This window comes from Pseudobdellovibrionaceae bacterium (assembly GCA_023954155.1).
Taxonomy (GTDB): domain Bacteria; phylum Bdellovibrionota; class Bdellovibrionia; order Bdellovibrionales; family UBA1609; genus JAMLIO01.
Map to the genome: position 1 here is coordinate 1 of JAMLIO010000005.1, position 22,716 is coordinate 22,716.

The following is a 22,716-nucleotide window of genomic DNA, read 5'->3' on the forward strand; positions in this document are numbered from 1 at the left end:
TAACCTCAAGCCAAAGAGGAGTTGCGCCAGAGTGCGCTGTATTGCGTTATTTGTTTGGTCATGGATAGATGGAGACTCACAAATCAGCTAATTTACGCTCTCTTCTTGACTTTAAGTGTAACAGACCAAAAAATTAAGGAGAGTGTGCAGGAGGGAGCCTTGGATCAAAGCAATATTGATTGGATCAAAGATCTAGTTCGTGGCGAACAGCAAATGGAAGAAGCGGGTGTGATTGATTTTTCACCTGCATTTGACCCTGCAAACATTCTGCTTAAAGGAACGGTTGAGTTCTTACAAAGCCTAAAGGCCCAATTCATTCGCAATGCCACGATTTTTAATCAACTTAAGAACACCAATCTTGGACAAATCAAGATTTATGGAATTTCAAAAACTCACTCTGATTTCATGCTCTTTAGAAATGGATATAAACTTATTTTTTCTATGAGCGAGCCAGGTAAAATCGTCATTCAATTCCATCACCTTGCTACCCCTTTTATGGGCGAACAGTCTAAAGAGGGCGGACCAATGACAGCTCACAGCGTGATCGAAGCCCAATGGGGAGCCTTCGGCGAATTGATCTGGACCAACAAATCCAAACCCATAAATTCTCAATACCTAGTGCGCTACTACCTAAAACACTTCGTCCACAACAGCACAAAGTAAAGAATAACAGTCTCAAACAAGATTGAGCACTTCGCTCACTGAGCGCATTTCCTCATTGGGGTGGGATTGGGTTTTATATTTAGGTTTTTGGATATGTATGGTCGAAATGCGAGTTCGGCTTGGCATGATTTTGCGAATGCAAAATCATGCCAAACCGAACTCGCATTTCGACCATACACAATGAAAAAATAAATTCCCAAACTAAATCTGTAAATTACGGACGAGCTTGGTGGACATCCTGAAGTCTTATGGGCTGTGTACCTATGAACCGAACCTATGAACCAGTGTAGTTGTAGAGGCAGGAGCCTTTAATCTTGTCGCCCCAAGAACAAAATCTATCTTGTGGAACACCTGTGCAGCCCCATGTGGAGGCACCCACTTGCGGCCAGGTGTGATACAGAATTTCTCTGGCGCGTGCGTTTGTATTTTGGCAGCTTTCTCCAGGCATTTTATATTTACAGCCCTGTCCTTCCATTATGAAGTAATTAAAGGAGTTGCCGTTAGTACATGTAGGCCAATTTTTTCTGGTATTGCGTCCTGACTCTGTCAGTTTAAAAAAACCAGGTGGAGTGGCGTGGCTTCCTGAGACGTTACCTATCCCGCCTGATCCTCCTCCAGTAGGGAACATGTCAGCAACTTTGGCATCACCATTGGTTCCGCATGTTGAGATATCAATAATGGCAGTACGGATATTGGATGAGCCTCTTGAGGCATCGCTGACAATGGCATATTTATTGGGCCCACAACTTGGGTTTTTCTTTACGTAGTCACACATCTGTTTGATGGCCTTTTTCATGGCTTCATCTGGACTGAGATTGCTGTAGCTGGTGACTGAACCTAAGGGAATTCCACCACTAAGTTGCCCGTTGCCGCCTCCAGAGCCTCCTAAGGTTCCGTTCATATTGATCGGTGGGATTTGCATTTGTGAAAGGGCACAGAATAAACAAAATTCAGCTTCAGTCGGATCTTTAGGAGCAGTTTCCATTTCAGGGGTAGGAGTTGTGGGCAGTGAGACATAGGGGCCAAGATACTGTTGACGGTTAATGCGGTCCATTTCTAAGTTGGAGTAATCTTGAGTCGCAAAGCTTAGGGCGTCTTGGCTGCTTCCGTTACCTTTCACAGAGCCATAATCTGGAATAGTTTCTTTTGCAGTTTCTGTAGAGTGTGAAACTTTAGGTTTATCCGCGACAGTTCCTGTTTTTGTGGGAACTGATTTTGAGTTTTGCGCATGCGCAGATATTGCCAAAGCACTAGCAACATACGCACAAAAAATAAAGATTAAGGTATGTCTCACAATTAAACATATCGGCCAATAAAGCTGAGACCTTGATATGTGACAAAGGCCAAAGCGTAGGCAAGTAACAAATACCCCACGAGCGCAGCATAAGCCCATGATTTCTTTGAGGTTTCCTTGTGCAACGTTCCCACTGTACTTGCGCATTGTAGGGCCACTGCAAAAAAGATCAAAAGCCCAAATCCTGCGGCAGGACTTAAGTCATTCAAAGTCAGTTGCTGAACCAGCTCGTCCACATCGTCAGATTGAAATCCGTAAAGTAAACCTAGGGTGCTGACAAAGACTTCGCGTGCAAGAAAAGACATCAAGATCGCCACCCCATGAATCCAATTTAAACCCAAAGGAGTAAACACAGGTTCAATGGCTTTCCCGATCTGCACCATATAAGACTCCGAAAATCCATTTTCACCTGCGGGGAAGTAACTTAAAAACCAAATCGCTAAATTCACCATAAAGATAATAGGCCCTGCGTTTCGAATGAAAGACCATGTGGTTTGTAAGCCCTTTAAAATCACTTCTTTAACGCCTGGAAGTCTGTACGGGGGAAGCTCCATCACAAAAAAACGATTCATCTTTTCTTGAGCCCCAGTTTTAATGCGGGCAAAGGTATCAATCAAAGTGCTCACCAGTAGAGCCATAAAGATTCCAAAGAAATACATGCAGAAAAAAGCCAAACCTTGTAATCCCATTAGCCCAAAAAAGATAGTGTGATCAGGGACAAGAACTTTGATAAGTAAAGCGTACACAGGAATACGTGCAGAACAAGAAGTCAGTGGCACAGTCAAGATAGTGAGATTTCTAATCCATGGGCTTTCAATCGTGCGTGCAGCATAGATGGCAGGAATGGCGCAAGCATGTCCTGTCATATAAGGAATAAAACTTTTGCCACTTAAACCAAAGAAACTAAAAAACTTGTGACAGATCACTGTGGCTCTGGCCATGTAACCGCTTTTTTCTAATAAACCAACTATGGTAGTAAGAATAAAAATTTGAGGAGTAAAAACCAAAAAGGCTCCAAATCCAGCAAAGATTGCGTTTTCAGTAAAGGACTTTAAAAAAGGGGATGTGATAGAGCCTGCCACCAGAGCACCCAAGCTGCTGATCACACCTTCTAGAATATCCATAATTGGCGTGGCCCAGGTAAAGATAGACTGAAAGATAATGAATGTTAAAAATAAAAAAAACACAGATCCCAGAAAAGGAGAAAGAAGAAAGCTGTCAGCTTTAATTTGTAAACCTAAAGTCTCTTCTGTTTTGCCTTTTAAAATTTGTCCTAAGATATTTTTTTGCAACTCAGAAACTGAGGTCGAAGGGGACCAAGTGGTTTGTGGCGTATTCCAAACACGGTCACTAAAATAAGTTTTGATTTCTGAGAGCCCTTGCCCTGTTCTTGCCGAGGTCAAAAACACAGGAACTCCTAGTAATTGACTTAACTTTTTCTCGTCAATAAGAATGTTATTTTTACTGGCCTCATCTGCCATGTTGATAGATAGAATTAAGGGTTTTAAATTTGTGCGGGCAAATTCAATTACGTTGAGGATAAAAGGGAATTGGCTTTGAAGTTTTAAAGATTCCACGACAAGACATATCAAATCATCAGGAGCACTTTGTTTAAGAGTTTCAATAGTCACTGTTTCATCTTCTGTATGAGCTTGAAGAGAATAAACTCCAGGTAAATCCACAATTTGAGTTTGTAAGTCTAACGAAGTGCTGGCCCGCTTTACAGTCGCACCAGAAAAGTTAGCCACCTTTTGGTTTTGACCCGTGATCTTATTAAATAAATAAGTTTTCCCCACATTAGGACGTCCAATCAAATAAATATGATTCATAGATTACGCCCCTTTTTGCAAAAAATAAGAAGATCTGCGGTCTGAGCGCAAATGTAACATAAGGTTTTAAGTTTAAGACTGTGGCCCATCTTCATCCTCTGTGGGTTCAATCAAAATCAGTTCTGCGATCTCTTGGCTAAGTGATAAGACTTGGTCTGACACTTGATACACTTTGGGGCCCTTAAAGGCTGTGTTTTGTAAACATGTGATCTGCGCTTGAGGCATCAGCCCTAGAGTGAAGAGCCGTTGCGTTTCTGCATGACTTTTCACTTCACGGATGTGAGCCGTGTGTAGGGGTTTAAGATCCCAGAGCGTGAGCAAAATGACCTCCTGTGACAAAACCTATATGTCTTAAATTTTAAGACTAAATTCAATGATTTAAGTGTTTTTCAAACTTATTGAAAGTCACTTGAGAGTCAAAGTTATGATAGAGGTGCCGCCAACATAACGGTGCGTCATTGGCTGAGGTTTTTGCCCCAAAGGGTCGAAACTGGGGATAAAAACCACTATAAGTAAAACCTTATGGATATTCTTAAAAAATATATGAGTCATGACAATAGCGTGGTGTTCTCTTTTGTGGATGCCACAATGGCGGTGAATGAATCTTTAAAACGTGTGGGATGCTTGCCTCCTGCGGGTATTCATTTGGGGCAAGCTTTGCTCTCCTGTCTTTTGATGCAGTCAATTTATGGCGAGAAACAAAAGAACAAACTCAGCATGCAATGGTCTGTGGATGGTTCATTTGGGAATCTGTTTGTCGATATGAATGACAATGGGGGGATCAGAGGAACGATCACTCATCCGCAATTTTTTGGTGGTAAACTCAACGAATCTTTAGGTGAAGGAGTTTTACAAGTGATCCGTGAGGGTGCCAGTGTGAATCAAGCTCACAAACACACGGGAATTGTGGACTCAAGAGGGGATGTGGTTTCAGACACGTTAGGGTATTTACAACAATCAGAGCAACGACAATGCGCCATGAATGTCTGGATTCAGTTTGACACCGACAGTGATGAGTTAAGACTTAAAGCTGCATGGGGATATCTGGTTGAGCTTCTGCCCATGGATGATGCCTTTAAGCGCGATATGATTGCTATGTTTTGGGAAGAGAAGTTTAAGGAGCTTGGAAATATGTCCAAGTGGAACATTGACTCGAATGACCCCACGACAAGTATGGCTCAGATCACTTTGGGAACTTTTGGTAAGGAAGTGTCTCAGAAAAAAGTATTTTTTGAATGCACGTGCAACGAAGAAAGAGCCCAGCGCGCTTTAGTTTTTGCCAACCAAAAAGATCAAGACCACCATCAGGATCAAGCGCAAGTGACTTGTGAGTACTGTGGGCAAGTTTATGATATCGAGTTAGACAAACAAGCATGAGTGACGAGAATTTAGCATTTCAAGGTGTTGAAAAAGTTGTAGGTCAAAAGACCTATGACCGTATGACTTCTAAGATCCTCCTTGTTGTGGGCTTAGGGGGAGTAGGGTCATGGGCAGTGGAGTCTTTGGCTCGAAGTGGATTTCGCAAATTGGTTTTGATGGACTTAGATGACATCTGTGTGTCGAACACCAACAGACAGATTCACACTCTACAAAGCACCGTGGGTAAATCCAAAGTGGAAGTGCTTAAAGAAAGGGTGCTTGCTATTAACCCTGCCTGTGAAGTGGAAGCGGTGGCTGATTTTTTACAAAAAGACAATGTTAAAGAGTATTTGGAAAAGTATCGACCTGATATGATTCTAGATGCGATTGATAGCCTAGGCGTGAAGTGTGCTTTAGCGGCTACAGCCAGAGAGATGAAGATTCCTTTATTGGTTTCGGGATCAGCAGGAGGAAAACTTCTGGCTTCGGAATTAAAAGTCAGTGATTTGGCCACCACCTACGAAGACGATCTATTGCACCAAATGCGCAAACGACTGCGACAAAAACATGGTTTCCCGCGTGGGAAACGCAAATTCAAGATCACCTGCGTGTTCTCTGCTGAATCCAAATCTGTGTGTGAAGTGCCTAAAGGGGAATCCAGTGGACGCTTAGACTGTCAGACAGGATTGGGCAGTTTATGTCATGTGACTGCCAGTATGGGAATGCTTCTGACCCAGCAAGTGATCTTACATTTTATGAAGGAGTTAGAGGAGTGATTCCTTATGTGGACTTTCACACTCATGATCTTTCCTGGGATGAGACGATCTTTCGATTAAATAGTTTAAGTTTAAATGATTTTAAAAAAAACATTTCCGTTTCTCATTTGAAAAACATGTCTGATCTGAAAAATCCTTTTACGGTGGGTATACACCCTTGGGATGTTGATGTGGTGGACCTTAACCATTGCGATGAATTGCTGTCAGAGATGTTAAATCATAAATTGTGTGTAGGTTTAGGTGAAATAGGTTTGGATAAAGCGCGTTCTCAAAACTATCAGCGACAACTTGATGTTTTTGTTGCTCAAGTTCGAAGAGCTAAAGACTTAGGTGTTTCGTGGTTAGTTCTGCATTGTGTGCGAACCCAGAATGACATTTTAAAAGTTCTTAAAGATGAGAACTTTAAAGGGCGGGCTATATTTCATGATTACAATGGCAGTGTTGAAGAAGGAAAACGTCTGTTAGACTTGGGGCATGTGGTCAGTTTGGGCTCTAAGATTTTAAACCCTAAGACCAAAGCTCATCAGTGGCTCCTGCACAGGCTTTTAAGTTCATCACAGATTCCATGGGGGCAGTTTTTTTTAGAAACAGATGACAGCTCTATTTCAATTGTGGACTTGTATGAGGGGCTATCCCAGTGGACGCAGCTTCCTATGGATGAACTTAAAACCCAGTTTTTTACACATTTGCCCACGGAATTTTGCAAGTGACAGCTTAGGCTTGTTTTTTGAGGTCAAACCGACTAAGTTTGAACCACTTAAATTATGGGAGAGTGTGTATGAAAAAGACTTTTTTAGTAGCCATGTATTGTATTTCAAGCCTTCTATTTGGGGCAGGAGTAGCACAAGCGCAAACCTCAGTAGAACGTCTAGTGACTATGGGTGGACTTTCTGAAGCCTTTTTAAATGCTCCACTTCCTAAGGTTTATAATGTAGGTGAGGCACATTGGAATTATGCGGGTGCGGTGGGCGCAGGAGATGCGGCTTACGAAACTTTGCTTAATGAAGGTTTGGGTTTTTATCACGTGTTTCACTATATTGATGCGACGAGAGCCTTTTACCAAGCTATGCTTTTGCAACCCAACGCCACTTTGCCAAGACTAGGTCTTGCTATCAGTGTTTTAAAACTTGCAGGCGACCAAAATGCAGCTTTGACGGCGTATAAAGAGTACCAAAATGCTCAACGTCTTATGCTTGCTAACGGTGGCACTGTGGAAGAAAAGTTTTGGGTGCAGTTTTTTGGTGTGTACCTAGAAAATTTATTGGGTGTGGACTTTTCGCTTCCTTCAAAAGAGCGCATTCAAGATATTTATGCGGGTTACACTTTAAAGAACACAGACGTTGAGTATCTCGTATTAGGTGCAAACATGCTGTCTGATCTTAATGTGATTTCATTAAATGATTTAAAAACAAACTACACGAAAGCAATTTCTCTAAATCCTAAACATGTGGGCGCTCTTCATTATATGACTCACGTTGCAGAGGCTTTAGACGAAAAGAAAGACGCTTTAGAGTATGGACGTCTAGCGGCTCTTTACTCTCCAGAGTCTTCTCATATTCAACACATGTATGGGCATAACCTTCCTATTTTTGGAAATTGGTTAGAAGCTTCTGCGCAATTTGTAATTGCTGATGATCTTCACCAAACATGGGCTGCGGATAATAATGTGCCTTTGACTTATGACTGGCACTACACTCACAACTTATTTTTGTGGGGTTATGCTCAGATTGGTGCAGGTCTTGATATGGATAAAGCCTTACAAACCTTAGTGATGTCTTGTCAGACTGAAGTTCATCATTGCATGACGACGTTCTATGCTGTGGTGGCCTACGGGGATGTGACTAAAGCTAAAGAGATGATCCAAGTTTTAAACAGCAACAACCAAGTTGCTCAGGCCGACTTGTTCCAACAGACTTTATACTGGCTGGGTCTTGAAGCTGGAGACGCTTCTGGATTGCAAGCCACTTACTCTAGCCCTCGCGCTAACTTTATGTATATTGTGAACGAAATGCTTCAAGGTCGCGATATTCCTGACACTTTGGCCGTTCAGGTGCAAAATGCCTTGATGGCTCAATTGACTCGTGCGGGGTTTGATTCTTGGTCACAGGTTCTTCCTATGGCCTTGCTGTTAAGAGGGACAGCACAAAAAGTAGGCAATGCTAAGGTGCTTAATGTTATAGATACTGTGTTCCAACAGATCAATTTTCGACCACAAAAATAACACAAAACTTGGGTTGATTTCAAAGACAGCTCCTTTACACTAAATAGGCATGTGTAAAGGAGTACCAACTATGAAAAAAATGTTTTTTATCTGCTGTTTGTTGGCCATGCCATTTTCGGTTTGGGCCCAAGGCGATGCGGCGACCACTGAGGAAAGCGCGGCAACACACAATCATGAATCTGCTGCTCAGGCTGAAGAGCCTGTGACTGATGAAGCGGACCAAAAGCCCAACTTCCCTGATTTAGCAGGAACAGTAAGCAAAAAAGTGGTGTGCAAGCTGAACAATGATGAGCGTGAGATCTCTATCGTTCAAGACCCTGAAGGTCCATCTAGTGTCGTTTATAAGAAAAACGGCGAAGAGAAGACCATCGCTTATGCTAAAAATGATGGCAGTTATGTGGAAAGAGTGGCTGAAAAGATTCAGACTAACCTTGAAGCGGCAAGTTTCACTTGCGAAACTGCAGAATAATACTTAATACTAAAACCACCTTAAGATGACGATCTGTTCTTCTTAGTGTCGGACTGTGGCGCAGCCTGGTAGCGCGCAACCTTGGGGTGGTTGAGGTCGCTGGTTCGAATCCAGTCAGTCCGACCAGTTTTACAAAGATTTTAAAATTCAGATGATGATCTCCATAGAAGTAGCCACGCCCCTCCTGGGCTCTGCCAGCATTTGCCCCTTTGGGGCAAAACACATCCGTTTGCTGGAGGACTACTTCTATGGAGATCATCATCTGAATTTTAAAATCTTTGTACAAATAACGTCTTAAGGTGCTTGAGTTTTGGTTCATTACAAAGGGTCAGGATATTCTTGGCCCTTTTTAGCCTTTAGATATTCCACAAAGACTTTCTAGTGTTAACTCTTGTCTTTCGCTGTTAATTCATCTATGACGCTTACTAAATTAGAGAGAAAAGGAAAAGATATGAAATATATTTTAATAACAGTTGGATTATTATTATTTAGTTTTAGTGCAATGGCAGAAAATCGCACTTATGGTCAAGTTTGGTTAACGGGTCTGGCTCGTAATTCATGGCACTTGAACTCTCCAGGATTAGAGAACGCCATGGTTTGTAATGTGAATGGGCCTGATGGGTTTTTAACAATCCGTGCTTGTGCTGATACCTCATGTGCTTCAAAGCGTAAGCTAGAGCGCTTAGCCATTGTGGTTGTGGATACAAGTCAACGTTATGGTAGTTGGGTTCGCGTTGTAGATGCTTACAGATCTGTAGATAAATACGGTAGACCACTAAGTAAGGTTAAAAATCTTACCGTTCAGGGTTGGGCTCACGACGGTTACCTTTGCGATTTTATTTTTTAGTTTTAAATTACTGTTTTTTATAGAAGGAATGCGGACCATTATAGACCATCAACTTAGTGAATTTTTTAAATAATAGGACTATACTTTAGGATTCTCGAAATGGTTCTGCAACAATCTGAAACCTATCTTCGTATACAATATAGCCAGGTCTTTGGGTTTTGATGACTTCTACTTGATAGCCGTGTCGTTCAATGATGTCTTTGAGTTCATAGAGTCGTTTGACAATCTCATTTGCATCGGACTTTATCCAACTAATACCTTGAGTATTTTTGTCGCCAATATTTTTCTTGCGACTAAATTTCTTTGCTGCTGGAAGATGTGTTTCTAACCAAAATAAGGATTTTTTAATTTCATTTAATTCATATTCAGGTGCTTGGTCTAAACGTAAAATATCATAGGCGATTGAAAAAATACCTTTCTCTCTGCCGCTTCTATGGTCAATTTCACCTACGACAAATCTTAAGAACATATCATCCTTACTAGTCATAATGCGGTTCCAATAACCCAATCAGGCGGCTGCAGATGGTGCTGTAGCCGTTGTCGTTGGGGTGGATGTCATCAAACATGTATTCTGATTTTTTCCATAGGTCTTTAAAGGCGTCGTCGATAAAAAGCACGCCTTCCTCTTTGGCGATGTCTTTGATCTGTCGGAATCTTTTAACATCTATAAATTTACCCATAAAAAAACTTTGTGGGGGATTGAGTCCTAGGTACAGAACAAGACTGCCTTCTTCAGTGAAGCTTTTAAAAATTTTGCGCATGTTGTTCAATGTGGTTTCAGAAGCATTACGACGTAAGATGTCGTTCCCACCTAAGCTGACAAAAACCATTGAGGGTTTAAGTTGTGTCACTTGATTTATGCGTCCTACAACATCTGAACTGGTGGCCCCATTTTGCCCCATATTGATCACTGTCTTTCCATATACATTGCGGAAGCAGCCTGTAAATGTTTTTTCTTCTGATGTGGCTCCATGTCCATAAGCCAAACTGTCACCAAAGACCACAATGGGACCTTCGTTGTAAGAGTGAGAGTTTTTAATTTTGGGAGTGGAGTTTTTAAACAAACCACATCCCGTGAGCGAAAGATATATCAGGGTCATAAAGAGCGCCTGTGTGAATCTAAGAGTCATGTTCTTTCTTTCATCACTTCACAATAATAAGACCACCCAGCATCTGTTGCATAGCACAGCCAAAGATGACTTCCCCTTTTTGGGTAGGCTTAAGTGTGACAGTGACAGTTTCATTTAAGGGCAGTGGCTTTTGAATATCCATAGAAGGAACCGTGATGTCTTTGGCGCAAGTGGCTTTGACCTTTCTGGTGATCTTTAGTGTCAGCTCTTCGCCTGCTTTGGTTTCAATTCGTGCAGGTTCAAATCCTTTTTTAGTGACTTTCACCTTCACGGTTTTCGCCCAAGCAGCAGGACCTAGGATCATAAGAATAAGAGCGAGTATGGCAGCTTTCATAATGTTCTCCTTCAATTTTATTAGTGTAGTTTATGATTTTATTTTTCTCAATCTAGTTAAAAATTTTCTTCTGCTGTGTGTTCTGAGTTTGCGTTTAACAGACTTCTTTCTTTCCAAAGGGCAAAAATAGCAGGGTAGACTAAAAGTTCGAGAAGAAAAGAGGTCAAGATTCCTCCCACCATGGGGGCGGCCATTCTTTTCATCACATCAGCTCCACTACTGGCTGAGCTTGCAAACATAATGGGAAGCAGAGCTATAAATGTTGTGAGCACGGTCATCATTTTAGGACGAATGCGTTTGACGGCTCCTTCGTGTATGGCTTCTTTTAAGTCGGCAAAAGAATTTAACATCCCCTCAGACTTTCGTTTTTCGTAGGACAAATCCAGATACAGCAGCATATAGATTGCCGTTTCTGCGTCCACACCTAAGAGGGCAATCAGCCCCACCCACACGGCAATGCTCATGTTGTATCCCAAAAGATATAACAGCCACACAGCCCCTATGGCAGAAAAAGGAATGGCCAGTAAAACAATCGCTGTTTTGACTCCTGATCCTGTATTCATGTAGATCAATATTAAAATTAGCAACAGAGTGATGGGAAGCACCACTTTAAGTTTGTCCCTGACCCGTTCCATGTTTTGGTATTGTCCACTCCAACTGATGGAATGCCCCACGGGTAAATCTAAATGTTCATCTATAAATTTCTTGGCTTGCTGAACATAATCCCCAACGTTTGTGTCTTGGATGTCTACATACACATAACTTGTCAAAAGACCATTATCATTTCGGATCATTCCTGGTCCGTTTAAGATTTCTATAGTGGCTACTTCAGACAAAGGAACCTGGTACCCTTTGGGGGAATCCAGAAGAATTCTCTTAATGTCTTCTTTGTCTTGTCTAAAAGCTCTGGCGTAACGAACATTGACAGAGTAGCGTTCTCGTCCGTGCAACGTGGTCGTGACGTTTTGTCCTCCAAGAGCTGTGGCCAGTGTGGACTGAGCTTGAGCCACGGAGATTCCATGTCTTGCTAAAGCTTCTCGATTAAAATTAAAATCAAAAAAGAATTCACCAGTCACGCGTTCAGCAAAAACACTTCGTGTGCCTTGAACCTGGGGAAGAAGTCTTTCGATTTCTAGACCTATGTGGTCGATCTGCTTTAGATCACCTCCTGAAATTTTAATTCCAATGGGAGTTCTGATGCCCGTGGTGAGCATATCCGTGCGCCCCTTAATGGGTGAAGTCCATGCGTTGGTGACTCCAGGGAAGTGCATCTTTTGATTCATTTCTGAAATCAACTCTTCCCAACTCATATAACTGGGAGTGATCCACCTAAAAGGTACTTGTAAAACATGAGGCAAAAAAGAATACCAGCGATCTTGTGTGCGCCACTGTCTTTGGTCTTTAAGCACAATCACAGTTTCCATCATAGAAAGAGGAGCGGGATCAGTGGCGGTGCTGGCGCGTCCTGCTTTGCCGTGCACGCTTAAAACTTCAGGAAAGCTTTTTAAAATCTCGTCTTGCTTTTGTAGAAGTTTTTGCGCCTCAGTGACAGAGATTCCTGGCATTGTGGTAGGCATATAAAGAATGGTGCCTTCGTTTAAGGGCGGCATAAACTCCGAACCCAATTTAAAATAAATAGGTAAAGTTGTTAAGATCATAAGAAGAGCCACGCTAACAACTTTCTTTCGATGATCCACCATCATATCTACTAAGGGACCGTAGACTTTAAAAAGATAACGACTGATGGGATGCTCTTCTTCGCTTTTGACTTTGGGATTAAAAATAAAGTTAAGCGTTTGGGTCCACCATGTAGGACCTTTTTTAAACTCTCGGCTTTGAGATAAGATCATCAGCAATGCAGGCACCAGTGTGATAGAGAGTATAGCGGCAATCAGCATCGCAAGAGTTTTGGTGTAGGCCAGAGGTTTAAATAGCCGTCCTTCTTGATCTTCAAGAACAAAGATAGGTAAAAAGGACACTGCAATCACTAACAGAGAGTAAAAACTTGCAGGTCCGACTTCTTTGATTGCCAAAAGAATCACGTGTTCCATGGAGGTTTGGGATTTTGAAGTGCGCCACTCCTCTAATTTTTTATGACAGTTTTCCACGACCACAATGGCGGCATCCACCATGGCCCCGATGGCAATGGCAATTCCTCCCAGAGACATGATGTTGGCAGAAACTCCCATCAGGTACATCAGAATGAATGAGATCACCACAGCCGTAGGTAAACTGATGATGGGAATCAGAGCACTGGGGATATGAAGTAAAAAGATAAAAATGATAAGAGCCACAACCAGCATCTCAAGAATCAGTTCATGAGTCAGAGTTTGAATGGATCGTTCGATTAAATCTTTACGATTGTAGGTTTCTACAATTTCCACCCCTTCTGGTAGCGAATTTTTAAGTTCTTTAAGTTTGGTTTCTATTCTTTGTATCACTTGACTGGCGTTTTCTCCAAAGCGCATGACCACAATGCCACCCACGGTGTCTCCCATACCGTCAAGATCACCCACTCCTCGGCGCATTTCAGGACCTTGCGAAACCCTAGCCACGTTTTTGACATAAATAGGCACTCCATTTTTATTGGCACCGATGACAATGTTTTCTAAGTCTTGTCTGGTTTTGGCGTAGCCTCTAAGGCGTACCATGTATTCAATGCCAGAAAATTCAAGAACTCGGGCTCCTGCTTCGGAGTTTCCTTGTTGAATGGCCTCGCTGACTTTAGAAAGGGGAATGCCAAAAGCTCTGAGTGATTCGGGGTGAACGTCGACTTGAAACTGTTTTTGAAACCCTCCAAACGCTGCGACTTCAGACACACCAGGAAGGGCTTGCAGTTGGTAACGTAAAAACCAATCTTGGTAAGACCGAAGATCAGCTAAACTGTGTTTGCCAGAAGTGTCTTTAAGGGCATACTGATACACCCAACCTACACCTGTGGCGTCAGGACCAAGTTCTGTTTGTGAACCTTCAGGAAGTTGAGGTGTGAGAGTGGAAAGGTATTCTAGCACCCTTGAGCGTGCCCAATACATATCAGTCCCATCTTCAAAAATCACATAGACATAAGATGCACCAAAAGTAGAAAGCCCTCTGATGTCTTTCACCTTAGGAACTCCTAATAGACTAGTGACTATAGGATAAGTGATTTGATCTTCCACAATGTCGGGACTCACATCCCATGTCGAGTACACGATCACTTGTGTGTCAGATAAATCTGGCAGGGCATCAATAGGAAGACGCTTCATGCTCATCCATCCCGCTATGGCTGCCAAGGTCACAGCAAGCAGAGTGATCCATTTGTTTTTCACACAATATTCAATAGTTTTTAAAATCATAACTTTGTCCTTTGCAGTGTAACCTTGCCCTTAAGGTTTAAGGATGAGCTGGCTAAGCGTTGTGGAATCATTTTGTAAATCATAAATTCATCCTAAGAAGTGGTCAGTGGTCGTGCTCTTGTGATGGACTTGATCCGTCTTGAATCACTGACCTTAAACGCGATTCGGAGTCCATTAAAAATTGGGCGCCAACAACCACAAGGTCTCCTTCTTTAATGTCTCCCACTAAAGCGGCATCCGTGGAGGTCTCTAAGAGAACTTGAACTTTTTTAGGTTCAAATCGTCCTTCCCCTTTTTTAACAAAGACAAAGGCGTCCACTCCTGTATCAAGGATGGACTCAAGAGGCACAGAGAGATGTTCACCCAAAGGAGCCAGTATGGTGACGTTCACATAGGATTCAGGTCGAATAGCAGGATCACTTTTAAGCAATTCAATTCTGACTTTAGCTGTACGAGTTTCGGGATTGATCACTCGGTCTACAGAGGTGACCTTACCAGGCAGAAACTTTTCTTGTAAAAATCCAGCTGTAATCTGTGTGGCTTGTCCTACTTTTATATAAGGAAGATCAATTTCAAAAATGTCGGCATAGACAATATTGTCTTGTCCTCCGACCAGTAAACTTTCTGACTGTGAGCCTCTTCGAGTCAGTGCATTGATGTGCTCTTCAGAAAGTCCCAAGACCCTAAGCCTGATCTTTGAAGAGTTGATCATCTGTTGGGTGTTAGATTTCACCTCAGCTAGAGGAGAGTTTTGTACTCGCTTCCATTGTTTTAAGGCCTCTAGGTATTCGCTTTGTGCAGTGTAAAGTTCAGGGTCAAAAGCAATGCGCCCTGGAGCTTTAATGGACTTAAAAAGATTTTTCTTTTGCGCCTTTTCAACCTTAACGCCAATCATCTGTTGTTTATCTAAAGAAAGCCTAACAGGAGCACGACCTTGCGGGGTGTGAGGTTTGACCTGAGTGTTCTGTTCGCCCTCACTCTCACCTTCGTAGTCTTCATCTTCATCCATTTCACTTGCTAAGACCAAATCCATGCCGCAGATAGGGCAAGTGCTCATGGTGTTTGAAGTGATGTGAGGGTGCATGGGACAAATGTATTTTTCATGTTCGGCAGAAGTGTGGTGGTGAGTATGATTGTGGGAGGAACGTTGTTTTTGTGTCCACCATAACCCAAGGCCAATCAGCAGGGCGAATATCACAGCAAATATTAAGATTTTATTTTTCATAAGAGACCCCTTTGGTTGTGGCAAGGTTAGAAACTTCAAAGCCCATTAGACTTTCAAGCTGACTGAGAGCTGTGACGTACAGGCTTAAGGATTTATAGTATCCAGTTTGTACTCGATACAAAGAGCGTTCACTGTCTAGCAAATCTAAAAAAGATGTTTTGTTGGCTTGGTAGGCTAGACGACTGGAGTTGTAAGTGCTTTGAGCTTGAGGAAGCAGACTGGTTTGATAGACTTTCAAAGTCTTCAGTCCTGTTTTGACTTTTCCCAGTAAATCCAAAACTTCAGCAGAAAGTTTTAAATTTAAGTCTTTAAGTTTATGCTCTTGTGCAAGCTTTTGGGATTTGGCGGCCTGGACATTAGAGTTCTGATTCCAAAACCAAAGTGGAATGCTGACCCCCACACCAAACATACTGCGATCCATGGCATTTCCCTTGATTCTGTGTTGATACTGGAGTTGAAAATCAGGCGCATACTCCCACTGTGCTAAGCGTGAACGAATTTGAGTTTCTTCAAGTTTAAAACTTGCAGCTTGTAATGTGGGGGAATGTGAAGTGAGAAGGTCTTCTAACTTTTCTTTTTCATTTTGCACTCTGTTTTCGTAAAACTCTGGAGGTGCTAATTCTTTAGAGGCCAGTTGAAGAGGCGTCCATGCTGTATCGTTAATGGCGGCGTAAAGCTTAGCCTGAAGGGCCTCTTCTTCTTGTCTTAGGCGGATCATCTCAAGTTCCAGTTGAGTCAACTCAAAGTGAGCCTTCATAGAATCTGATCGTGCCGTTTTTCCTGCTGCGTACTTTTTTTCTGCCACACGAGCGAACTCTCTGACGGATTCCATATTGGCTTTTGTGAGCAGAATTTCTTTTTGTGTGGAGTACAGCGAATAATATAAAACAGAAATTTGGCTGCGCACTCGCAAACGTGCTTCGGTTAAAAGTGCAGAAGCACTTTTGGACACTGCCTTTTGCGCCTTGGAGCTGAGAAAATATTTATTAGGAAATCGCACCTGTTGCGATACAGTCAGATACTGTGACCAGCTTCCGTTTTGGTCATTCATGGATAGGCCCACCATGGGAGAGTCTAATCCCGAAGCGGCTGTGATGAAGGCCTCTTGAGCTTTGGCTTCAAATTCAAAACTTTTCACCTCAGGGCTTTTTTCATAAGCCATAAGAACCAAGTCATGTAGAGATTTGAATTCTCCACTGCGCGCTTGGGTGGCCATAGGCAAGAACACGATGAGAGTTGCGATCATAAGACATCGCATAGTATTTCTCCTTAAGAAAGAGTGAAACTCTAAACTTCAGACATAAACCAATGATGTATGGAGAAATATCAAGAAACGCGTAGGCGTTTTAGAACAATGTAAAGCCCCAGTTTGGAAGTGGGGAGAAGCCAAAAATCCAGATCGGAAGGATGAGGCTCTGTCAGATTCGAGGCAAGGCTCCAATTTAAATCTTGAGGAGCAAGTGCTCCTTGGAAGTCATCCTGAGATGAAGACGTAGACGAGAATGCCAAAGCTTTAGATGTAAAAGTCAGCGCACTTAAACAATGAGTCTCATTGCAATGATGAGAGTTTTTTTGTTCTTCTTCATCGTGACTGGCCATACCCTCACAGCAAGAGTGGTCGGCTTCTTCATCCATCTGTGGGTGTTCGGCTTGGGTTGGTAGACAGTCCACAACGCACTGCCCAGCATTGACTTGAAAAGCCAGAAAAGAAAGCCCAAACAGTATGGAAAAGAAAGTCTTCATTCTCATATTATCCTACATTCTTTTCGGCTATTTCAAGGGATATCTTAAGATTCCTCGTGGTTCAGAGGCAAATTGCTCTATGAGTGCTAATCTTTGTTGTATCATTAAAGGATCAAGCCCTTGATCTACCATAGATTGTTCTGCGCGCAGAAGGTCAATGATCATAAAAGGGTTATTGGGCGTGACCGTGTTGGTGACAAAATTTTCTGGAGTGGTGGAAGTCATAACAGAGGTGTTTTTAAATAAAAAAGCACAAGTAAATTCGGTTGTGATTTCGCAGTCGATGGTGTCAATAATGTCTGCGGATGTGGTCCATTGATTGTTGATCTTTTTGAGTGTGAACTCGTTAAAAACTCCTGTCATATCTTGAGGCAGTCTGACTTCGATCTCATCGGTTCTTAACAGATCTTTGCTGTATTTGATACGTGCGACAAACTGATTTACGGCTTGTAAAGCAGGGTCTTCAGAAGGAATTTCATAAACGCCTTCTCGGGTCTTTGCACAGGCAAAGGAGTTTAAAGACGATAACGTAAAAACTGTAAGAACGGCGGTAGATATGGCGGCAAACATCAGAGTGGGAAAAGGCTTTTGCTTTGTGTGCATAGGACACCCCTTTTTCTCACTATATCAATATTTTAGGGGCAGATGTCAAAGCTCAAACTCGTAAAAATCAGCCAGTAAGGCTTAAATTGCAGATCGCGTTTCTATAGACGGTAGTATTCTGTGGCACGGCCTTTTCCTAGGCGCTTTAAATATCCTAGGTCGCATAGTTTCTTTAAGTCCCTTAAGGCCGTCATTTTGGTCACCTTCCAGTGTTTGGCGTAAGTTTCTACGTTCACCGTCGTAGAGTCCTTAAGATTTAAAAATTGAATTTGTCGCAGATTCAGGTCCATCTCTAAAAGCGGGAGTGTGGGGTCAGATGCTGAGGTGAGAGGTTGAAGTGATGGAGCCGAAGCCGCAGTACGAGTCGGTGCCAAAGAAGCCGACGAGTGAGACGATGTAGCGGCAGAAGAAGCAGCATGAGGCATCTTCAAAAAAGTAGAAGCGTGAGATTGGGCTAAGGTAGATAGAGTCTGAGGTGCGGCTTGGATAAACTGGATTTCTACATCAGATAAAAGTTGATAATTTGTGTCGTCGTTGATGATCCAGTGACTCATGGGTTCTAGTGCCACTCTCAGACGGGTGAGAGCAGTATAAACTAAAGAGTCGTGACGTAAAGGATCGTAATGGTAGCCCCAAACCTTTTCGATCAGATGCTGTTTGTCACAAGGTGAAGAGAGTTCATGAAGCATACGAATCAGAGTTTTTGAAAGTTTAGTCGTGCTGTGATAAATCTCATCTGAAGAGATGAGCAGAAGTTGTGTGTGATGAATGAGAATATAATTTTTTTGCTCTGAAAGTTTTAAAGCTTTAAAAAGCAAATGGTAAGCCTTAAGGTCTAAAATCTTATCCAGAGTTTGAGGGCCACAATGGAATTGAATTTCGTCCAAAAGATCACCCATAGAGTCTTGTCCATGGATAAAAGTTCCTCTCTGTCCTAAATCCCTTAAGTGACTGCGGGTGTTTTGGTAAGAGTCAATATTTGTGCGTAAGGATGTGATCTGTTCTGATATGTGTTGGTAGGGCAATTCTAAAAGTTTTAGAATTTTAAATTCCAGTTGCAACAAAGACAGGATCAGTTTTTTGTCCACAAAGGGATTAAGATTACTTCTAATGGTATTGATAAAGGCTAAGGCTTCGTGGGGCTGGCCTTTATGCAAGAGCAGTCGGGCTAAAAATAAATTAGACTCAGCAATCAGACGCAAATTCTGTGAGCTGTAAATAAAATGAAAGTTCTGCGTTAAATAGTTGTGCGCTTTTTTATACTGTCCCAGGAAAAAATATATTTTTGCCGTTGCAAGGCATAGCCCAATACGAGAAACGGCATCAATATGAGGTGAGTTTTGGGCGTTCAGCAGTACAGAGATATTTTTTATAAAATCCACCGAGTGTTCGCATTGAAATTTTAAGAGTGCAAACTCGATGGGCTGACCAAAGGCTTTGAGATGTGGATGAACTTTTGAAACCTGTAAGGCCTTTTCTAAATGTTTGAAGCCTGCGTTGATTTCACCAAGATGGAACGCATTATAGCCTTGAATTTCTAAATTAAGAATTTCTAAAAATGCAGCCTCCCTGGGTTCTTTTAAAAGATAAAAGTAAGCCTTCTTGGCTAAGGCTTGGCTCTTTTTATGTTTGGAAAAGAAGTAGGCAAAAAAGCTCAGCCCTTGAAAGACAAAGTAGGTGTTAAAATTAGTCAGCTGGTGGGTTTTTGAAAGTATAAGGTTGCTTTTAAAAAACTTCTGACTGGCTTTATACTCTGACGTGGATGTGAAACTTAATCCCATGTGAAAATGGGCTAAGATCTTTTGCTCTAAATCCATTTCATGAACATGGGCCTTATATAAAGTGCGCAGTTTTTCGTGTTCTCCTAAAAAAAACAAAGCCCCCATTTTATACCCCACAATGCGTGAATCATTGGGAAGGGCCGAGAGCTCTTCAAATTGGGAGTTCAAATACAGTCTTTGGGCCTTCTTAAGCATGACCTAAGGCTAACATGGAGCTTTAAAAATCACAACAAATCACCACATTTTTGCTTAAAGGTGTTTGTGGTCAAAGCAGCTAAAGAGAGGGACTCTAAGAATGTCAGGCAGATGTCGGCTTGGCACTACAATGCGGAGGGAGAAGGACACGTCCATTCCCGCATTTTATGGCCAGCTTTAACTTGTCGCTACGTAAGGTAAGGCGTTCTAAGTCAGGGGGACCTAAAGATGAGAGTTAAGACAGTAAGGTTTTTAGTATTCAGTCTCATGCTGGTGGGACTTTGTGCCTGTGATTATATGGAACTTCAAAACCCTCAAGGAGGACGTCCAGGTGGTGGTGGCAGACCTGATGATCTTAATGCTCAGTGTACACCCTCAGATGAAATGCCAAGTGGAAACGGAATTCCCGAAGACGCCATCACCTATGAGACGGTGAAGGCGCAAGTCTTTGATGCGCGTTGTGTGTCCTGTCACTCTTCGGGGCGTCCTTCTGGGGGAGTCAACCTCTCTACTTTTGCCACTGCCAAGGCTCGAGCGTCACAGATTCAGTTTGCCGTAGAGCGTGGGATCATGCCCCCAGGTTCAGCGACACTCACAGCAGACGAAAAAAGTATGATCTCGGCATGGGTTGCTCAAGGAGCCCTAGAAGCCAGAGACCTTGCTGCTACTACCACATGTTCTCCTTCTGATAACACTGGGGGATCTGGAGGAGGAGGTACTGGTGGTGATGGCGGCGGAGGCGAAGTTCCTCCTGTTGTGGAGACCACCTTAACCCAAGTCCCACCAGATGCAGACATCAATTACGCGCTGATCAGTCGTCGTATCTTACAACCCAACTGCGTGGGTTGCCATTCCGATGCGGGCAATAACCGTGGAGGTGTAAATTTAGAAACCTACTTTAATGTCAGAGAAGAGATCGAGGATGGCCTTAAGGAGATCCAGCGTGGACGTATGCCTCCAAGGCCAAGACCAGCCCTTTCAGACGTGGAAGTGGAAACCTTAAGACGATGGGTCAGACTAGGTAAGCCAAGATAGGTGGAATGAAAAAAAGAAGATGCGCAGTAAAAAGGTAATTTTAAACTAAAGATAGTAAATTAAAAATATGGATACAGATACAAAAATCAAATAACAAACGAATTAAAAATATGAATATAAATGACAAAAAAAGATCAGATAAAAAAATGAACAAAAACATGAATAACAAAGGAGTGTTTATGAGAGCGATATTATTTTTGATGTGTCTATGTGGGATCTTCACATGGGCTCAAGCTAGTGTAATGTCTTTTAACAAAAAAGAGGGCAAGACTCAGTTTTTGGCTACAGGTAATCCAGGATTTTTAAAGATCAATGGTAAAGGTGAAGGTCCAGAAGGTGAAGTGAAGGTTGAGGGTCATAAGCTTAATGGCGTACTAAAGGTGAAAGTGGATTCTTTGGTGACGGGTATTGCGCTAAGAGATAAGCATCTTAAAGAGACGTATCTTAAAGCGGCAGAGCATCCTTACATTGAACTGCACTTAAAAGATGTCGCCTTACCAGAGGGTGCAGAGATCGGAGTGCAAGACATCAAAGCCCAAAAGGCACAGGCTCTTCTTACACTTAACAATGTTACAAAACCTGTCGTTCTTGAATATTCTATTGATAAAAGTAAAAAGATCACAGCAAAATTTGATCTTAAAATTACCGATTTTAAAATTGATCTTCCGACTTTCATGAAAGTGACAGTGGCAGACGAAGTTGTGGTCAACGTCGAGAGCAAAATTAAAACTTTATAGTGGATGTTAAAAATTATGATGTGGAAACTTTTGATATTTACTTTTATATACGGCCCTTTTGCCCATGCTTTTCCAGATATGATTCGTCATGGTTATGCAAGATGCACCACTTGTCATGTGGCTCCCTCAGGGGGAGGGGCTTTAACTCCTTACGGACGTGCTTTAGCTAAAGAGTTGGTCAGCACTTGGGGGTATGAAGGTGAACAAGAGTGGCATTATGGAGCATTATCCGAAGAAAAGACTCCCACATGGTTGCGTGTGGGAGGAGATTATCGTGCGCTACAGTCTCATTATAAAGATGAAATTATGGCTATGGGGCGCTTTATTGAAATGCAACAGCAGGTGGAAATCGGCGCACAGACAGACAGATGGGCTTTAAGTGTGCAGGCAGGGGCTGACACTTTACAAGAAGGCTCTAGATGGTATTTGCCTGGCTATTATTTGGCGGTGAATTTATGGGAAAAGCTCAATGTGCGTGTGGGTAAATTTATTCCTCGTTTTGGTTTAAGAATGCCCGATCATATTTTGTCATCCAGAGCGGGGATAGGATTTGGTATACAGGCCGAACGTCATACAGCAGAAATGATCTATACTGAAGAAAAATTTGACGTGTCCTTGTCCGTCAGTCAAGGTGAACTTGAAAACGGCAATCCAGCCGATGCGGCATTTGGACAGTTTAATTATTTATTCACAGAGAAGTTACAGCTAGGAGTGTCTTTAGGACGACACTTTAAAGCTCAAAACAACACCATGTTGGGTCTTTCAGCGATGGTAGGCTTATCAGAACACATGTATCTGTTGTCAGACAATGTGTTTCAGCGACGTGATGTTTTTGGTTCATCACAAAATGATTTTTATCATTTCCTTAAATTAGGTTACGAAATTGAAAAGGGTGTGCATGTCTTTATTTTGGAAGATTTAAGAAAACAAGATTTATCTGCTGATGCCACCACTCAAAACTTTTATGGCTTGGGTTTTACTTTCTTTCCCCGTCCTCATATAGAGATCCAAGGGGTTTGGGCAAAACAAAACGTTTTAAGCCGCAATGTTAAAAACGCCGACTACGCCTGGCTCTTGATGCATTATTACCTATAATTACGGCATGTGGTGCATTTTGTTGCACCCGTAGCTTAGAAGTTT

At 42.3% G+C, this 22,716-nt stretch carries 22 protein-coding genes and 1 tRNA gene; 11 read left to right on the top strand and 12 right to left on the bottom strand.

Going from position 1 to position 22,716, the window contains the following annotated elements:
• Positions 1–159: 159 nt before the first annotated feature.
• Positions 160–663, top strand: coding sequence for a hypothetical protein (locus tag M9899_06965; GenBank protein ID MCO5113899.1), 504 nt, complete (start codon positions 160–162; stop codon positions 661–663).
• A gap of 274 nt (positions 664–937) precedes the next feature.
• Here M9899_06965 and M9899_06970 read toward each other — a convergent pair whose 3' ends face one another.
• From M9899_06970 to M9899_06980, 3 genes are all read right to left on the bottom strand, one after another.
• Positions 938–1,957, bottom strand: coding sequence for a hypothetical protein (locus M9899_06970; GenBank protein ID MCO5113900.1), 1,020 nt, complete (start codon positions 1,955–1,957; stop codon positions 938–940).
• 2 nt (positions 1,958–1,959) lie between these two features.
• The gene (locus M9899_06975) at positions 1,960–3,786 is read right to left on the bottom strand and encodes a ferrous iron transporter B (GenBank protein MCO5113901.1); all 1,827 of its coding nucleotides are present in this window, start codon (positions 3,784–3,786) and stop codon (positions 1,960–1,962) included.
• Positions 3,787–3,858: 72 nt separating this feature from the next.
• Positions 3,859–4,107 (bottom strand): ferrous iron transport protein A, encoded by a 249-nt coding sequence (locus M9899_06980; GenBank protein MCO5113902.1) that lies wholly within the window; start codon positions 4,105–4,107, stop codon positions 3,859–3,861.
• 201 nt (positions 4,108–4,308) lie between these two features.
• On the opposite strand from M9899_06980, the gene M9899_06985 reads away from it, so the two are divergent.
• The 7 genes from M9899_06985 to M9899_07015 all read left to right on the top strand — a co-directional run bounded on the left by M9899_06985 (position 4,309) and on the right by M9899_07015 (position 9,458).
• Positions 4,309–5,163: an Hsp33 family molecular chaperone HslO gene (locus M9899_06985; protein MCO5113903.1), complete on the top strand. Its 855-nt coding sequence runs from the start codon at positions 4,309–4,311 to the stop codon at positions 5,161–5,163.
• Entirely contained in the window at positions 5,160–5,921 is a 762-nt protein-coding gene (locus tag M9899_06990; protein ID MCO5113904.1) for a tRNA threonylcarbamoyladenosine dehydratase, read from the top strand. The genes M9899_06985 and M9899_06990 overlap by 4 nt, the downstream gene beginning before the upstream one ends.
• Positions 5,843–6,631, top strand: a complete 789-nt coding sequence (locus M9899_06995; GenBank protein MCO5113905.1) for a TatD family hydrolase — start codon at positions 5,843–5,845, stop codon at positions 6,629–6,631. The genes M9899_06990 and M9899_06995 overlap by 79 nt, the downstream gene beginning before the upstream one ends.
• Positions 6,632–6,699: 68 nt before the next feature.
• The gene (locus M9899_07000) at positions 6,700–8,142 is read left to right on the top strand and encodes a hypothetical protein (protein MCO5113906.1); all 1,443 of its coding nucleotides are present in this window, start codon (positions 6,700–6,702) and stop codon (positions 8,140–8,142) included.
• A gap of 70 nt (positions 8,143–8,212) precedes the next feature.
• Positions 8,213–8,611 (top strand): hypothetical protein, encoded by a 399-nt coding sequence (locus M9899_07005; GenBank protein MCO5113907.1) that lies wholly within the window; start codon positions 8,213–8,215, stop codon positions 8,609–8,611.
• 49 nt (positions 8,612–8,660) lie between these two features.
• Positions 8,661–8,737: transfer RNA gene (locus M9899_07010), tRNA-Pro, on the top strand.
• Between the two features lie 325 nt (positions 8,738–9,062).
• Positions 9,063–9,458: a hypothetical protein gene (locus tag M9899_07015; GenBank protein MCO5113908.1), complete on the top strand. Its 396-nt coding sequence runs from the start codon at positions 9,063–9,065 to the stop codon at positions 9,456–9,458.
• Between the two features lie 85 nt (positions 9,459–9,543).
• Here the strand turns inward: M9899_07015 and M9899_07020 are convergent, their stop codons facing one another.
• From M9899_07020 to M9899_07060, 9 genes are all read right to left on the bottom strand, one after another.
• The gene (locus tag M9899_07020; GenBank protein MCO5113909.1) at positions 9,544–9,945 is read right to left on the bottom strand and encodes a hypothetical protein; all 402 of its coding nucleotides are present in this window, start codon (positions 9,943–9,945) and stop codon (positions 9,544–9,546) included.
• The gene (locus M9899_07025) at positions 9,938–10,558 is read right to left on the bottom strand and encodes an SGNH/GDSL hydrolase family protein (protein MCO5113910.1); all 621 of its coding nucleotides are present in this window, start codon (positions 10,556–10,558) and stop codon (positions 9,938–9,940) included. The genes M9899_07020 and M9899_07025 overlap by 8 nt, the downstream gene beginning before the upstream one ends.
• A 43-nt stretch (positions 10,559–10,601) precedes the next feature.
• Positions 10,602–10,922: a cupredoxin domain-containing protein gene (locus M9899_07030; GenBank protein MCO5113911.1), complete on the bottom strand. Its 321-nt coding sequence runs from the start codon at positions 10,920–10,922 to the stop codon at positions 10,602–10,604.
• 56 nt (positions 10,923–10,978) lie between these two features.
• Entirely contained in the window at positions 10,979–14,257 is a 3,279-nt protein-coding gene (locus M9899_07035) for a CusA/CzcA family heavy metal efflux RND transporter (protein MCO5113912.1), read from the bottom strand.
• A gap of 103 nt (positions 14,258–14,360) precedes the next feature.
• Positions 14,361–15,482, bottom strand: a complete 1,122-nt coding sequence (locus M9899_07040) for an efflux RND transporter periplasmic adaptor subunit (GenBank protein MCO5113913.1) — start codon at positions 15,480–15,482, stop codon at positions 14,361–14,363.
• Entirely contained in the window at positions 15,472–16,740 is a 1,269-nt protein-coding gene (locus M9899_07045; GenBank protein MCO5113914.1) for a TolC family protein, read from the bottom strand. The genes M9899_07040 and M9899_07045 overlap by 11 nt, the downstream gene beginning before the upstream one ends.
• A 68-nt stretch (positions 16,741–16,808) precedes the next feature.
• Positions 16,809–17,225, bottom strand: a complete 417-nt coding sequence (locus tag M9899_07050) for a hypothetical protein (GenBank protein ID MCO5113915.1) — start codon at positions 17,223–17,225, stop codon at positions 16,809–16,811.
• A 27-nt stretch (positions 17,226–17,252) separates the two neighbouring features.
• Positions 17,253–17,828: a hypothetical protein gene (locus M9899_07055; protein ID MCO5113916.1), complete on the bottom strand. Its 576-nt coding sequence runs from the start codon at positions 17,826–17,828 to the stop codon at positions 17,253–17,255.
• A gap of 101 nt (positions 17,829–17,929) precedes the next feature.
• The gene (locus M9899_07060; protein MCO5113917.1) at positions 17,930–19,804 is read right to left on the bottom strand and encodes a DeoR family transcriptional regulator; all 1,875 of its coding nucleotides are present in this window, start codon (positions 19,802–19,804) and stop codon (positions 17,930–17,932) included.
• Positions 19,805–20,032: 228 nt separating this feature from the next.
• Here M9899_07060 and M9899_07065 point away from each other — a divergent pair, with 228 nt between their 5' ends.
• From M9899_07065 to M9899_07075, 3 genes are all read left to right on the top strand, one after another.
• Positions 20,033–20,839 carry a c-type cytochrome gene (locus M9899_07065; protein ID MCO5113918.1) on the top strand — a complete coding sequence of 269 codons (807 nt, stop codon included), beginning with the start codon at positions 20,033–20,035 and terminating at the stop codon, positions 20,837–20,839.
• A 179-nt stretch (positions 20,840–21,018) separates the two neighbouring features.
• On the top strand, positions 21,019–21,576 hold the full coding sequence (locus M9899_07070; GenBank protein MCO5113919.1) for a YceI family protein: 558 nt from the start codon (positions 21,019–21,021) through the stop codon (positions 21,574–21,576).
• A gap of 15 nt (positions 21,577–21,591) precedes the next feature.
• A complete protein-coding gene (locus M9899_07075; protein MCO5113920.1) occupies positions 21,592–22,671 on the top strand; it encodes a hypothetical protein in 1,080 nt (359 codons plus the stop codon).
• Positions 22,672–22,716: the final 45 nt, after the last annotated feature.

Coding starts and splice junctions, on each gene's coding strand:
- M9899_07035 (MCO5113912.1), bottom strand. CDS start 14,257: ATGATTTTAAAAACTATTGAATATTGTGTGAAAAACAAATGGATCACT.
- M9899_07055 (MCO5113916.1), bottom strand. CDS start 17,828: ATGCACACAAAGCAAAAGCCTTTTCCCACTCTGATGTTTGCCGCCATA.
- M9899_07025 (MCO5113910.1), bottom strand. CDS start 10,558: ATGACCCTGATATATCTTTCGCTCACGGGATGTGGTTTGTTTAAAAAC.
- M9899_07040 (MCO5113913.1), bottom strand. CDS start 15,482: ATGAAAAATAAAATCTTAATATTTGCTGTGATATTCGCCCTGCTGATT.
- M9899_06975 (MCO5113901.1), bottom strand. CDS start 3,786: ATGAATCATATTTATTTGATTGGACGTCCTAATGTGGGGAAAACTTAT.
- M9899_06985 (MCO5113903.1), top strand. CDS start 4,309: ATGGATATTCTTAAAAAATATATGAGTCATGACAATAGCGTGGTGTTC.
- M9899_06995 (MCO5113905.1), top strand. CDS start 5,843: ATGTCATGTGACTGCCAGTATGGGAATGCTTCTGACCCAGCAAGTGAT.
- M9899_07020 (MCO5113909.1), bottom strand. CDS start 9,945: ATGACTAGTAAGGATGATATGTTCTTAAGATTTGTCGTAGGTGAAATT.
- M9899_06990 (MCO5113904.1), top strand. CDS start 5,160: ATGAGTGACGAGAATTTAGCATTTCAAGGTGTTGAAAAAGTTGTAGGT.
- M9899_07045 (MCO5113914.1), bottom strand. CDS start 16,740: ATGCGATGTCTTATGATCGCAACTCTCATCGTGTTCTTGCCTATGGCC.
- M9899_07015 (MCO5113908.1), top strand. CDS start 9,063: ATGAAATATATTTTAATAACAGTTGGATTATTATTATTTAGTTTTAGT.
- M9899_07070 (MCO5113919.1), top strand. CDS start 21,019: ATGAGAGCGATATTATTTTTGATGTGTCTATGTGGGATCTTCACATGG.
- M9899_07005 (MCO5113907.1), top strand. CDS start 8,213: ATGAAAAAAATGTTTTTTATCTGCTGTTTGTTGGCCATGCCATTTTCG.
- M9899_07060 (MCO5113917.1), bottom strand. CDS start 19,804: ATGCTTAAGAAGGCCCAAAGACTGTATTTGAACTCCCAATTTGAAGAG.
- M9899_07030 (MCO5113911.1), bottom strand. CDS start 10,922: ATGAAAGCTGCCATACTCGCTCTTATTCTTATGATCCTAGGTCCTGCT.
- M9899_07075 (MCO5113920.1), top strand. CDS start 21,592: ATGATGTGGAAACTTTTGATATTTACTTTTATATACGGCCCTTTTGCC.
- M9899_07050 (MCO5113915.1), bottom strand. CDS start 17,225: ATGAAGACTTTCTTTTCCATACTGTTTGGGCTTTCTTTTCTGGCTTTT.
- M9899_07065 (MCO5113918.1), top strand. CDS start 20,033: ATGAGAGTTAAGACAGTAAGGTTTTTAGTATTCAGTCTCATGCTGGTG.
- M9899_07000 (MCO5113906.1), top strand. CDS start 6,700: ATGAAAAAGACTTTTTTAGTAGCCATGTATTGTATTTCAAGCCTTCTA.